This is a genomic window from Aristophania sp. ESL1100, assembly GCF_058511235.1.
The window spans coordinates 1-12411 of the sequence record NZ_CP196397.1 but is presented as its reverse complement, the minus strand read 5'-3'; the positions used below and the strand labels follow the sequence as shown (position 1 = coordinate 12411).

Genomic DNA, 12411 nt, shown 5'->3' with positions numbered 1-12411 from the left:
CTTACGCTTGTGGAGCTTGGCTTTGCCTGTTTTGATTTTGACGGGATGATACTGCTTCTTGCTCGGAAGATCGCCGTGTCCCTGTTGTACGCGCACGCGCTGCGTCACGTTCTGCTTGTGTCGTCCTATGTGTAGTTTGCTGCTTTTCTGGCATAATAATTCCTTTCTCGTTAAAGAGCGTCTTAATCTGATTACGGATTGTTTCTAATCCATGAGCCTTGGCGTAGTCATTCCAGTCTGTGCCAGTACCTTTCGCCGCCCTAACAGGATCAGATGGCGAAAGAGCAACCAAACCTTTTACCAAGCGCGCGGCCTCTTCAGCTTTCACCTTGCCAACATTTGGTTGCGGATGATCTGCTTTCACTGGTAAATGATGGTCGTTATCCGCCGCTATAATAATTTTCGTATCGGGACGAGCTTCGTATTGAGCAGTGGCTACTGGTTTCAGGTTACCTGCATCAAACGCAGCTAGGACTGTGAGATTTGTAGCTTCGCGCATGGTTGCCGCTGTTGCATATCCTTCCGCAATCATAACTGGTACACCAGCAACCGGGGGGGGGCCTAGCCTGACATACAGGCCAGTTTTCTTTGCGCCTTTTAGATAAAGTTTGGCTCCGTCCTTGGTAATTCTCTGAATATTCCAGAGCTTGCCTGTCACGTCCCGCATGGGAATTAAAAGTTCACCCCGAAGGTTCTGCCTGATTCCGTGCGCACGCACCCCTTTTTCTATAAGATATGGATGTGTTGTGACTGCTTTAGCCCTATTCCACATAAAAACAGCTTTCCGTGCGGCACTTTCTTCACGCTGCAATCTTTCGGACTCTCGTGCCGCTCGCTCAGCCTCAATACGCCTACGAAAAGCAGCCCGTTCTTCATCAGTCATGGGAATAATCGGAGCTGAGGCTTTCCAGTGAATTTCCGCTCCTGTTTTATAGTTTTTAATGAATCCTGCTGGAACATTATCAAGATATGCTCGATACATACCTGCTTTTTTGCTTTTTTTGCCTCCTATCAGAGATACATAGTGGGTCTGTCCGTCCATCTTAGGATCGCCTTGCACATCCAAACCGGCTAGGCGTAATGCTTCTGAAAACTCACTTCTTACATCATTCTCATTAAATTGGCGCTGTTTCTGAAACCGTAAACCTGTACCTGAAGATGTAGAACGTTTTTCAGTGCTCTCTTTCTTCTGATCCTTTTCTCTCCCCGAAAGTATTTCAACGATGCGTCTTTTTGCCGCATCACGGCGCTTCGCTTGATCAGCCTTCGTGTTCGCGTTTTTCTTTTGAGAAGGTTTTTTTGTATCCTTTTTCTTATTTTCAGATTCTTCCTGATTAGAATGGAAATATCCAAGTAATTTACGCGTTTCTTCTGTATTTTTTTTGATATTACGTGCTATATCATCAACATTTTTTCGAACAGCTTCTTCTTCTCTTCTCTGTTCATTTCGTCTAGACTTAGTAAAAGGTTCTTTTCCTTTTGCGGATCGTCTCTCACTCTCTATAAGAAGACCAGAAAAATTTCCTGTGGTTGCCTCATATATTTTATTTGCTCTTTCTATAAGGTCCGTAGCCAACTCTTTCTTAGGCATAGCCGAAAGATGCTCTGCCACATTGGCAAAAATATCTTGATCAGTAATAGGTCGATTATCACCCAACGCCCTTTTCTGCTTAATATCCTGCGCTTCGACACCTTGTGACAAAACCATGATAGACCGGTTCTTTGCTCGGGATTGCGCTGGATAATTCCGAAAGGAATTAGAACTTTTTGAGCCATATGCAAGCGAATTAATATGATCAAACGATGTCAGCCCCTGAACTGCATCAATCGTGAGAGCTTCCCCATATGCCAGTTGTATGCGCCCACTCTCACGATCAGTTAACGTATCCCATTTGACAAAACCCTCATTACCTCGTGCATTTTTTAACGTAAGTCCATCTCGGGATATGTCCGTAACAGTCACAACTGATCCGTTGTTTCCTAAGTTACCCTGACGTCCATTTTTAAAACTAGCTCGTGTCCAACGAAACAAACGAAGACGATCACCAACGGCTAGTGATAAATCATAACGTGCTTGCCCGGTCTGGTCTGTAGCTTCCACTTTCATTACGTCTTCACCCAATAAGCCACTAGCTTTTTTCCGCTTGCGAATTTCCTCGCTGATTTCACGGGCTTCTAAATTGGTTGTCGCAGAAATTGATAAGCTATATTCGGGATTATCCTTATTTTCCTTTGTAAGTGTTTCCCAAAGGTCAGCAACTTTGATTATTGCGTCCTTTGCCCCCCCCGGCACAAGAGAAACCGCATTATCTTCACACAAACGAAAAAGTCCTTCTTCTGCCTTACCTTCTCGAAAAAGCAAAGCAGTTTCTCTATCTCTTTCTCGCTTCTGACGAACAGATGACAGCAGCTCTGGAAACTGTTCATTTTTCCCTCGCGCTTTCGAAAGAAGGTCTATAGAAGACCCTGCTTCGACCGCCTGATTCTGTTTGTTGTCTCCCAGCCATACCACAGAGAAACCTAGTTCCTGTTGTAACATAGTTAGCTCGTGCAGTTGCACAGTTCCAACCTGACTAAGCTCGTCTATAACAATAACGCTGTTCTCATTTAGTAAGAGAGGATTTCGTATTTCATCTGGCTTCGTTCGTTTTAAAAACTGAAAGATTGGCATAGTATTCTCTTCTGGAATACCCGCATCAACCAAAGCGTCAGCTTGCCGCCGCGCCAGAGCTATTCCATAAACCTGTCGATAGGTTGACCCCTTCTCAACAAATTCTTCCAACGGATTTTGCCACGCTTCTACAAGTGGACGCAAAAGCGTAGTTTTCCCTGCACCACCCACCCCAACGGCACCACAAAACCGACCGCCCGTTGCTAATGCCTCAATTATTTTACGCTGCTCGGCCCCGTGACCAGTCGAGAAATTCAGACCGTCCCGCTTTTCAACCTTTGAAATAGCCCACTCTAGTTCGTCTTGACGCAAGGCCCCTGCTTTGTCAGCAGACGCCTTCTTAACCCTCTCTATAACCTCTTTTTCTAGCTTAATATGTTTACTAGTAGTGATATAAGTAAGTTTGCCACGCAAACCATTGTCCGATCCTGCGGCATTAGCATCAACCTCTGCAAGGATCAGTGATACCATTTCACCATTCTGACGCACGCCACGCTCTTTCATAAGCGTTACAACTGCATCTATATCTTTTTCGCTCTGTATCCCTGATGCAATCAAGCCTTTTGTTGCAGCCGTCTCTACTACAGACAAAAGCATGGTTGCCCGTGATTTAAGTTCTTCCTCCAAAATTGGCAAAGCAGCATTATAAGCAGCTTCAATCCGATCCTTATAATCGGGCATTGGTTGCCCTTTAGGGCCGCTATTCATAACGTATAAACTTGAATATCCGGCATCACGTGCCTGCTTTCGCCATGCCTCCCAATCGGCTAAGTCGTCTGTTTTACTACGGCGAGAGGCATTAGTTGCCCCTTTTAACATTTTCGCTTTCTCAAGAGGCTGTAACAGATCCCAATCAACCCCTTGGCTAACAGCGTATTCACGCGCCAAGCTATCACCGTCTGATGTACGCTTGCTAAATAAATCACATAAGTTCTTAGGAACGGCATCATACTGTGCCATTCCGGTTTCTGGGTCGAGGCTAGTGGCTATTCCAGCTGCTCTCGATGCTGTGGCTATATGTGCCTGATAAAATGCTCCGACCTTCTTCACCACGTCATGCAACGCAGCCGTATCTAGCGATCCGATAGAACCGTCCTCACACGCTACCATATTCAAAGTTGTAGCGTGCGTGTGTAGTTGCATATCACCTGCAACCTTACCGCCAATAGGACGTACAGGTTCCACTATAGTACAATTTTCATCGCCTATAGTGACAGGAATCATTACGGTTGGCCGAGCCGTATAGTGATCGAATTGTACCCAACCTATATGACCGGGAACAGACCCTTTTGAACCGTTCTTGCCCTTTCTGGCATGTCCTATAATCGTCTCAAGGTATTCCATAGATGCTTGAACAGCGTCCCGATGGATACCAACGATAAAGTGGCGCTCAGCTTCTGTCTCAGCCAATGCCATTGCAACGGACATAGACTTGGGGGCAGAAAACGTAAAATCATAATAGGTAATCCTCTGGGTCACCTTTGTGGACTTCCGTTTTATCCGCCCAGGTATCGGCGCTCCATCCGCACGCAGTCCCATTAGAAGATTAATCATTTCCTCCCGTGAAACAGTTTTCGTTACATCAAGCCCTAATGCCTTTGCAACCAGTGGGTGCATATTCCGACGAGGCACAGCAGCTGTTCCCGGCTCAGTATGTTCCAGTCCACGGGTATAATAATCAGCCAAAGCTTGTGCCTCGGGTGACAAAGTTTCCTCTCGCCAGTGATCGACCATTTCACCAGCGCCTTGTCTGGATGCACCAGCACCTTTCCGAAATGTTAGCATGATTATTTTTCCGACCGGTCATCCAGACTATCTTGATCCTCGATGCCATCAAGCGCCTTAACCAACGCACTAGGCAACCCAGCTAATAACTGGCTCTGTTCGTTTATGCTCTCTACCAACTCAGAAAGAACAGTCACTATAGGACTAGGGGGTTTCTCTTCGGTTGCATCCTTTACTAGTAAATCCAATTTTTCTCCATTGGTCTTAGCCACTTCCAAGAGCTGACTAAGAACACGTAACAACGCATCCAATTTGCTATCAATGCCCGCTTCTAGTTCGGTCTGTTGTGCCTTGTCCGCCATATTCAATCTCCCTTTCAGGATGGAAAAATCGCATCCATACGGATGCAATGGTCTGTCATACTAACTGAATTCACTAAAAAAAACAAAAGAGGATACGAAAGAGGATACGAAAGAGGATACGAAAGAGGATACAAAAGAGGATACAAAAGAGGATACAAAAGACTTGTATAAACATCAAAAATAGTTCACGGTGCTCATATGCCAATTAAGCACACACGCCCTGATTGCGAAGTACAAGCCTTAGCGGACGAGTTCGCACAAGCCGGAAACAGCTCGAAAACAGTAATGGGATGGCTGCGTCAAAATGAGCGCAAAGTCTCCGATTTAATCCACGAAGAGGGCTGGAGCTGGTCTGACATAGGTCGTGCTCTTGATTGTGCTGGAATCGCCTATGCAACCGACACACCGTGGAATGGAACAATTTTGCGGAGCAAGGCAGCAAAAGCCCGTGCACAAAATGCAAGAGCAAAAGCAAAACGGGCTGCGCACGAAAGTTCTACAACTTTCGAAGGGTCGCTTCGATTTGGGAACGTCGGCAAGGTATTTGTCACTATGACTGATCCTATCAATAAGCAACAAATACCGCAGGCGCTTGATCCTGAACCAGAAGCAAAACCCACCTCATCCCGTCTCGCACTGGATGGTTTGACGGATGATGACGAATTCCAATTTGGAACCGTTTCATTTGCTAAAGGAAAACCCGTAACTTCTTTGGGTACAACCGAACAAAAAAAGACTTCACCTACGTACCAGACCAAAAAGAACGCAGATGAAGTCTTAAAAACTCTCTTTTCTGAGAAAGGATAAAATAGTGAGCCAGACAAAAACTGACAAGATAATTCAGCACTCTAATACCAAGGAGGCCATATCGAAAGCGAAGGCCCCTGCTCCATTTTCTTTCGATGCTGACGACGATACGCCAGAAGTGACAGTATCACTTCCCATTACAGTGAAGGATACGACTGCAAACATAGTGGATGGTATTGACCTTAGTGACCGACCAAAAATCATCCTCGTTGCTGGGCGCGGAAAGACAGGAAAAACCACGCTCCTACGTTGGATGACAGAGAAAGCACTTAATAGAGATGCCATTCTCGCTATGGCTGATTTAGACCCAACAAATGCCAGTTTTGCTTCCTACTTTGAAGGAGTTCAACAACCACCAAATGCAGACGATCCTGCTCTATCACTCCGCTGGTTAGAAAAATTCATTCAATATGCGTTAAATAATAAAGTTTCGGCGGTAATCGACTTAGGGGGTGGTGATACCACCCTACGCCGCCTCGTAACAGAGTTACCTGAGCTGTCAGCATTAGTAGCAGACATGGGAGCGACTCTCGTGATGTTGTATCTAATCGGCCCGCAGGAGGATGATCTTTCTCCGATCGCGACTATGCAATCACGTGATTTCTTTCCCCCTGCCACGGCCGTTATAATGAATGAGGCGGCAATGGAGCCGGGTATTACAAAAGCAGTAGCTTTCGGACGTGTACTACGTCATTCGGTAATGAAAACCGCGCTAGAACATGGAGCGGTACCCGCGTTTATGCCGCGCCTACTAGTAGCAGATGCTATTGAAGCTCGTCGTATCACATTCAGTGGAGCACGGGATGGTGAAACCGGAGCAGGGAAGTCGCCGCTAGGCGCATTTGATCGGTCCCGAGTAAGGTCATGGCTTAATGCTATGGATAACCAACTTGCAGGCATTAAAACATGGCTGCCTTGAACGAAAATAAAACCGGGGAGAGTGTGACCTCCCCGGAGGAACTAGCTGCGATAGTAAGTGGCGCACAACAAAAGTTAGAGGGTGCAATTTTAACGGCAGGGTTAAGGAATGATCCACTCGGTGCTGTAATTAGCTCTCTTTCTGAACTACTAGGAGCATCCTACACCATTTACAAAGCTAATGTTTTAGAGGAATCCACATTATTACGGTTGGAAGCTACTACCGCTCGTGCTGTAAGTGACGCCACTAAAGGCACAATATCACGTCAATTACGACGGCTTTCATTTGGTATGGGTGCACTTGTGATCATTGCCTGTGTAATGGCTGGAAGTTTTGGTTATTGGCAAGGACATACTAACGGAACAGTCTCCACTATGAGAATGGCAACTGGACTCTCTGAAGCTCTGAAGAGCAACCCGAGAGCGGCTGCGGATTGGTACCGGTTAATCCGTGCAAATGATATTGAAAAAGCCCTTGCATCCTGTAAGGGAGATCGAATTAGTACAAGTCCAGATGGGACGAAAGGTTGTGCGCTTGCTCTTTGGCTAGATACGCCGCATATACCTTTCCCGCCTACATAATCAACGGCAGGCGATTAGCCTGCCGTTCGCGTTTTTTTGGCCTGCAAAAGTGAAAAAAGCCCTTTCATTTTTGCCTTAGTAAAAAGGAAAGGGCTAAAAGTTATAACTTCACTACCATAAAGCGATCACCTTCGATTTTGGCACGACGTTCCCAGAAAAAGCCATCATTAGACTTATTAGAAGCAACAATATAGGCTTGATCGTCATCATAAGTCTTAATTTCCAGAGTATCTTCAGGCAAACCCTTACGTATTAACCGGGCTAGCAATTTTTCCGCAAAAGAATGCGACATACTGCGGTCTATATGGATAAAGTCAGCTCCGAAAGAGACCAGTTTGCAATCAGGATTAGGAATCTTCGTATATTCGGAGGAAATAACCCCCATGCTTCCCTCTGTACCTGGATTACTGGCAATTTTCACCGATCCATCTGGAAGAAGCCAGTGACGAACAGAAATTTTCATATCAATGCTACCGTCAAAACGGCCACCTGCGTAACAGCTGACGACACTATCGACCAGAGTTCTTGAAGGGCCATCCTGCCATGAAACTTGTATAGAACCTCCTCCAGAATAACTTTTACTAGTTACCCGAAATTTAGCGGTAGGGAATATTTTTTTTAATTGATTACGAACAAGCTTTGCAGTCTCAGAAGGTGAAAAGTAAATGCTTTGCATAGTATTATCTCCGTTGTGGTTATATAGACCAGAGGTTGCCGCCTCCTTTTGTCTATATTCAGACAATACATAATAAATATTATTTAGTCAATAGCAGTAAACACTTTTTTGAAGAAATAATTTAATTCTTACATTTTCTTCTATGGCTGCTTATCCCTCTATCAATTTTCTTTCTCGCCGTTCAATCGCACGAACTTCATTAGCTGCGGATGGGGGGAGCCACGTTTCTATCTTTACCCAACCATGAGGAATTTCGTGCGCTCGTTTTATAATTCGTTGCACCGTCGCATGTAGATGTTGCTTGCTCAGATTATATTCATTGGCGACTTCTTTTTGCTGCCGTCCGTCGACCAAAACAGCTCGAACAGCGACAAGGTTTTTTTCTTCAATGCGCGTTGTGCGTGCAATTTTTTCAAACTGTTCCGGTGGAATAGTTGTTATCTTAGACATTCTATGTCTCCGCCGTGGTTATTGTCTCTATGGCTATAGATAGACGCTTCAGCGCTAAAAGTCAATAGCAGTAAACACATAAACCCCGAACCCGGCAAGGCTCGGGGCTTTTTGTCGTTAACCACAACGAAAAACGGTTAGTGATTTGCTACACTGCCGCATTTAGATTTTATCTTACTAATCCAATGTCCCACAAGATTAAATATTTAAGTTTATGAATTTCCTGACCATCATCTAACGACTTCTTCAATGCTGATACGGTGTAAGTATAGGAAAGAGCCTACAAACCAGAGCGAGCGCAGAGCGGGAGCGCCGTAGGCCAGCCGTAGGCTGTCTGGTGAGGCATGATGCTTCATATCAGGCTGACAGAACCCCACGGCTTAAGCTTGTCCATGCTTTCCAGCCGTAGGCCGAAGCGAAGCGGAGCAGGTTATCCGCTGAATAAGCGCGCCATCAAGCGCTGGCGTTTCAGCGGATAACCTGTGGTAAGCGTGGGCAAGCTTCTCTGTAGTTCACGATGGGAATAGGTTGTGCCCTCAATCCAGCCGTAGGCCGGAGCGAAGCGGAGCAGGTTATCCGCTGAATAAGCGCGCCATCAAGCGCTGGCGTTTCAGCGGATAACCTGTGGTAAGCGTGGGCAAGCTTCTCTGTAGTTCACGATGGGAATAGGTTGTGCCCTCAATCCAGCCGTAGGCCGGAGCGAAGCGGAGCAGGATATTCACCGGATAAGCGCGCCATCAAGCGCTGGCGTTCCGGTGAATATCCTGTGGTTTGAGGGCACAACAGGGAAGGGAAGAGGCGACCATCAGGTCGCTCAATATGATTAAGCTGCCATTGGCAGCTTTCAGTTTCCGAGCGATTTTCCGTTCATCGTCTGTTAAATATTCCATAGCCTTGCCTCCTGCATATGGAGGCCGTTTCCAGCCTCCACAGCCTCTATTATTTATTGTTTCATCTGATAATAGCCGTGCTCGATACCGTAGGAGGAACAATTCTTAAAAACCTCCTGCATTTTTTCAGAGGTCATATAATTTCCGGTTGCTCGTGCTGCTGAGATAAAGTCGTAACGTTCTTCTTCAGTTTTCAGGCTTCCAGCCACAAAATCCACTGAATAAGAATATTTCATGATAAAACTTTCATAAGATGCTCGTGCTGCTGCGATAAAGTCGTCACGTTCTTTTTCAGTTTTCAGGCTTCCAGCCACAAAATCCACTGAAGAAGGATATTTAATGATAAAAAATTCATAAGATTCCTTTACTGCCTCTGAGCGAATTTCTTCAAGAAGATTATTGAACTTTGTGGCTCTTAAGGCTTTCTTCTCGTTGAAACATACTTGGAATCTCTCTTCTACTACCACTTGCCTTTCCCGGTTTGCTTCTTCGTTGCCAAATAATTCTACGCCTGTCATATAATCAAATAATTCATCGTCTGTCATATAATCACCAGTCGCCTTTGCTGCGTCCAGAAAGGCGTTACGCTCATCCTCTGTTTTCAATTCTTCGGCATAAAAATTAACACCAGTAGTGAACCTAAGTCTGAAATACTCTTGAGCAGTAAAGCTACCAAGATCGCAAGACGTTTCGCTACAATTAATATAATTTTCTCTGATTTCGTTGAGAATTTTAGTAAACTTTTCAGACATTGTATTATCTCCGTTGTGGTTATATAGACCAGAGGTTGCCGCCTCCTTTTGTCTATATTCAGACAATACATAATAAATATTATTTAGTCAATAGCAGTAAACACTTTTTTGAAGAAATAATTTAATTCTTACATTTTTTTCTATGGCTGCTTATCCCTCTATCAATTCTCTTTCCCGCCGTTCAATCGCGCGAACTTCGTTAGCTGCGACTTGAACAGCAGCAAGGTTTCTTTCTTCAATGCTGATACGGTGTAAGTATAGGAAAGAGCCTACAAACCAGAGCGAGCGCAGAGCGGGAGCGCCGTAGGCCAGCCGTAGGCTGTCTGGTGAGGCATGATGCTTCATATCAGGCTGACAGAACCCCACGGCTTAAGCTTGTCCATGCTTTCCAGCCGTAGGCCGAAGCGAAGCGGAGCAGGTTATCCGCTGAATAAGCGCGCCATCAAGCGCTGGCGTTTCAGCGGATAACCTGTGGTAAGCGTGGGCAAGCTTCTCTGTAGTTCACGATGGGAATAGGTTGTGCCCTCAATCCAGCCGTAGGCCGGAGCGAAGCGGAGCAGGATATTCACCGGATAAGCGCGCCATCAAGCGCTGGCGTTCCGGTGAATATCCTGTGGTTTGAGGGCACAACAGGAAAGGGAAGAGGCGACTATCAGGTCGCTCAATATGATTAAGCTGCCATTGGCAGCTTACCTTTTACCCGCCCTTCCTGAACGTCCAATTTGAGTTAGTCATCTTGAAAAATTCCTTTATTTCACACGTTTATATCGAACCGTCCCTGGCTCACGTCCCTGTTCGGTAATGATTGCTTTACCAAGTAATGAATAAGAGACGCCATTAACGGTTTTGATCCATCCTGAAGGACGTTTAACAAGAGGCTTATCATACTGTAAGATATGCCAGAACATACCCTTTTCATCTTGGCACTCAATGAGCCAGACAACATCGCAGATATTGAAGGTATGAGGGAATAGCGCGACATGTCTACGTCGTACTTTAGTTGCTGTAGTCATAAAATTACACGACCTTCCTGAACGTCTAGGGCGAGACCTGTCGGTCATATGAGTCGAACAGCACTTTTAATTTTAAACTCACATTAAACACTAAAGGAGTAAGAGAAAAGTGCGACGTAGTTACATCGCACTTGATAGGCGTTAAACTGGTTTTCTGGAAGGGATAACCGAACCACAATAATGAGCAATGATACGGTTAATCTGTTTTACAACTTCCGGTTGTTTAATTTCGACATGTGCGTTCCCATTCTTACAGACTTTCCCGGAAAAAAATTCTGTTTCAAATGCTCCAAAATCTTTTTTAGCCTCTGATACCGCTCCATCCAGACCATAGAGATAAGCTGAAGGAAATTCTTTCCCGTTCAGAATGTGGACAACCCGATCTAGGTCAACTAATTTCCTTTTGTTTTCTGTCTCAAACAAAAAATAAGAATCTGAATAAATTTTAATAATAAACTTGCTCTTAATCTGAAAAGGGTCATTAGATTTATATTTACCACTTAAAGAGCGAAATAGATTAACTACACCCCGATCAAAATAAACTGTTGAATTTTCCTGAAGGTTGCGAAATGTTGAAATAATATTTTCTTTAGTGGCGTCTATTGGGTTTTCTGCCATGTCGTGACTAAAAGATTTTTTGCCTTCATTATCTAGTAAGGCCCATAGAGGACTTTTCATAAGAAGATTTTGCCAGATTTTTTTATCAATAGCTTTCGTCAAAGCAGCTCTGTCAAATGTGTTTTTTGGCGGATTATAACTATCTTTTTCAATCATGAGGTCAAAAAACTCTCTTTGAGGAAGAATTTGATAACGATCTCCCATTGTAGCGACTTCAACACATATTTGAGCTTGTTTGATAAGGCCCCAAGCTTCTTCAAATAATGCAATTGCCTTTGAGCGATTTTCGTCAATCGTGTTGAGATCAGCTTTTAACATAGGCACGTTAGACATAATATAGTTCCTTTTTTTTGCTCTTCTTGGTGAGAGCCAACCTATCAACGTCTGTTGATAAACATTATATACCGTAAAAAACTAAATATATCAACAATAAAAATCAAAATGATTAAACTTTTTATTCAAATTTATTATGAATAAATATCATTACATTTAACAAATATTAACATCAATTACTTCTTCAATGCTGATACGGTGTAAGTATAGGAAAGAGCCTACAAACCAGAGCGAGCGCAGAGCGGGAGCGCCGTAGGCCAGCCGTAGGCTGTCTGGTGAGGCATGATGCTTCATATCAGGCTGACAGAACCCCACGGCTTAAGCTTGTCCATGCTTTCCAGCCGTAGGCCGAAGCGAAGCGGAGCAGGTTATCCGCTGAATAAGCGCGCCATCAAGCGCTGGCGTTTCAGCGGATAACCTGTGGTAAGCGTGGGCAAGCTTCTCTGTAGTTCACGATGGGAATAGGTTGTGCCCTCAATCCAGCCGTAGGCCGGAGCGAAGCGGAGCAGGATATTCACCGGATAAGCGCGCCATCAAGCGCTGGCGTTCCGGTGAATATCCTGTGGTTTGAGGGCACAACAGGGAAGGGAAGAAGCGACTATCAGGTCGCTCAA

The 12411-nt window shown here is 44.8% G+C and carries 11 protein-coding genes; 3 read left to right on the top strand and 8 right to left on the bottom strand.

All coding sequences use genetic code 11. The features are described from left to right. Position 1 precedes the first annotated feature (1 nt). Positions 2-4405, bottom strand: a complete 4404-nt coding sequence (mobF, locus tag ACSYSY_RS09735) for a MobF family relaxase (RefSeq protein ID WP_491708309.1) — start codon at positions 4403-4405, stop codon at positions 2-4. Between the two features lie 53 nt (positions 4406-4458). Then, positions 4459-4758: a hypothetical protein gene (locus ACSYSY_RS09730; RefSeq protein WP_491708308.1), complete on the bottom strand. Its 300-nt coding sequence runs from the start codon at positions 4756-4758 to the stop codon at positions 4459-4461. A 198-nt stretch (positions 4759-4956) separates the two neighbouring features. Between ACSYSY_RS09730 and ACSYSY_RS09725 the strand changes: the two genes are divergently transcribed. From ACSYSY_RS09725 to ACSYSY_RS09715, 3 genes are read left to right on the top strand one after another with little or no spacing between them, the layout of a single operon-like run. Then, positions 4957-5565 (top strand): hypothetical protein, encoded by a 609-nt coding sequence (locus tag ACSYSY_RS09725; protein WP_491708307.1) that lies wholly within the window; start codon positions 4957-4959, stop codon positions 5563-5565. A 4-nt stretch (positions 5566-5569) separates the two neighbouring features. Continuing rightward, positions 5570-6484, top strand: a complete 915-nt coding sequence (locus tag ACSYSY_RS09720) for a DEAD/DEAH box helicase family protein (protein ID WP_491708306.1) — start codon at positions 5570-5572, stop codon at positions 6482-6484. Then, complete coding sequence (locus tag ACSYSY_RS09715; protein ID WP_491708305.1) at positions 6472-7065, top strand: hypothetical protein; 594 nt, start codon at positions 6472-6474, stop codon at positions 7063-7065. The genes ACSYSY_RS09720 and ACSYSY_RS09715 overlap by 13 nt, the downstream gene beginning before the upstream one ends. A gap of 100 nt (positions 7066-7165) precedes the next feature. On the opposite strand, the gene ACSYSY_RS09710 is transcribed toward ACSYSY_RS09715, so the two are convergent. From ACSYSY_RS09710 to ACSYSY_RS09685, 6 genes are all read right to left on the bottom strand, one after another. Further along, the gene (locus ACSYSY_RS09710; protein WP_491708304.1) at positions 7166-7741 is read right to left on the bottom strand and encodes an LPD29 domain-containing protein; all 576 of its coding nucleotides are present in this window, start codon (positions 7739-7741) and stop codon (positions 7166-7168) included. 150 nt (positions 7742-7891) lie between these two features. Further along, positions 7892-8191: a TrfB-related DNA-binding protein gene (locus ACSYSY_RS09705; protein ID WP_491708303.1), complete on the bottom strand. Its 300-nt coding sequence runs from the start codon at positions 8189-8191 to the stop codon at positions 7892-7894. A 737-nt stretch (positions 8192-8928) separates the two neighbouring features. Then, positions 8929-9081: a hypothetical protein gene (locus tag ACSYSY_RS09700; RefSeq protein WP_491708302.1), complete on the bottom strand. Its 153-nt coding sequence runs from the start codon at positions 9079-9081 to the stop codon at positions 8929-8931. 53 nt (positions 9082-9134) lie between these two features. After that, positions 9135-9833, bottom strand: a complete 699-nt coding sequence (locus tag ACSYSY_RS09695; protein WP_491708301.1) for a hypothetical protein — start codon at positions 9831-9833, stop codon at positions 9135-9137. Positions 9834-10582: 749 nt separating this feature from the next. Further along, the gene (locus ACSYSY_RS09690) at positions 10583-10741 is read right to left on the bottom strand and encodes a hypothetical protein (protein ID WP_491708300.1); all 159 of its coding nucleotides are present in this window, start codon (positions 10739-10741) and stop codon (positions 10583-10585) included. Between the two features lie 246 nt (positions 10742-10987). Next, positions 10988-11797, bottom strand: coding sequence for a DUF4942 domain-containing protein (locus tag ACSYSY_RS09685; protein WP_491708299.1), 810 nt, complete (start codon positions 11795-11797; stop codon positions 10988-10990). Between the last annotated feature and the right edge of the window lie 614 nt (positions 11798-12411).

Coding starts and splice junctions, on each gene's coding strand:
- mobF (WP_491708309.1), bottom strand. CDS start 4,405: ATGGTCGATCACTGGCGAGAGGAAACTTTGTCACCCGAGGCACAAGCT.
- ACSYSY_RS09730 (WP_491708308.1), bottom strand. CDS start 4,758: ATGGCGGACAAGGCACAACAGACCGAACTAGAAGCGGGCATTGATAGC.
- ACSYSY_RS09725 (WP_491708307.1), top strand. CDS start 4,957: ATGCCAATTAAGCACACACGCCCTGATTGCGAAGTACAAGCCTTAGCG.
- ACSYSY_RS09715 (WP_491708305.1), top strand. CDS start 6,472: ATGGCTGCCTTGAACGAAAATAAAACCGGGGAGAGTGTGACCTCCCCG.
- ACSYSY_RS09710 (WP_491708304.1), bottom strand. CDS start 7,741: ATGCAAAGCATTTACTTTTCACCTTCTGAGACTGCAAAGCTTGTTCGT.
- ACSYSY_RS09705 (WP_491708303.1), bottom strand. CDS start 8,191: ATGTCTAAGATAACAACTATTCCACCGGAACAGTTTGAAAAAATTGCA.
- ACSYSY_RS09700 (WP_491708302.1), bottom strand. CDS start 9,081: ATGGAATATTTAACAGACGATGAACGGAAAATCGCTCGGAAACTGAAA.
- ACSYSY_RS09695 (WP_491708301.1), bottom strand. CDS start 9,833: ATGTCTGAAAAGTTTACTAAAATTCTCAACGAAATCAGAGAAAATTAT.
- ACSYSY_RS09690 (WP_491708300.1), bottom strand. CDS start 10,741: ATGTTCTGGCATATCTTACAGTATGATAAGCCTCTTGTTAAACGTCCT.
- ACSYSY_RS09685 (WP_491708299.1), bottom strand. CDS start 11,797: ATGTCTAACGTGCCTATGTTAAAAGCTGATCTCAACACGATTGACGAA.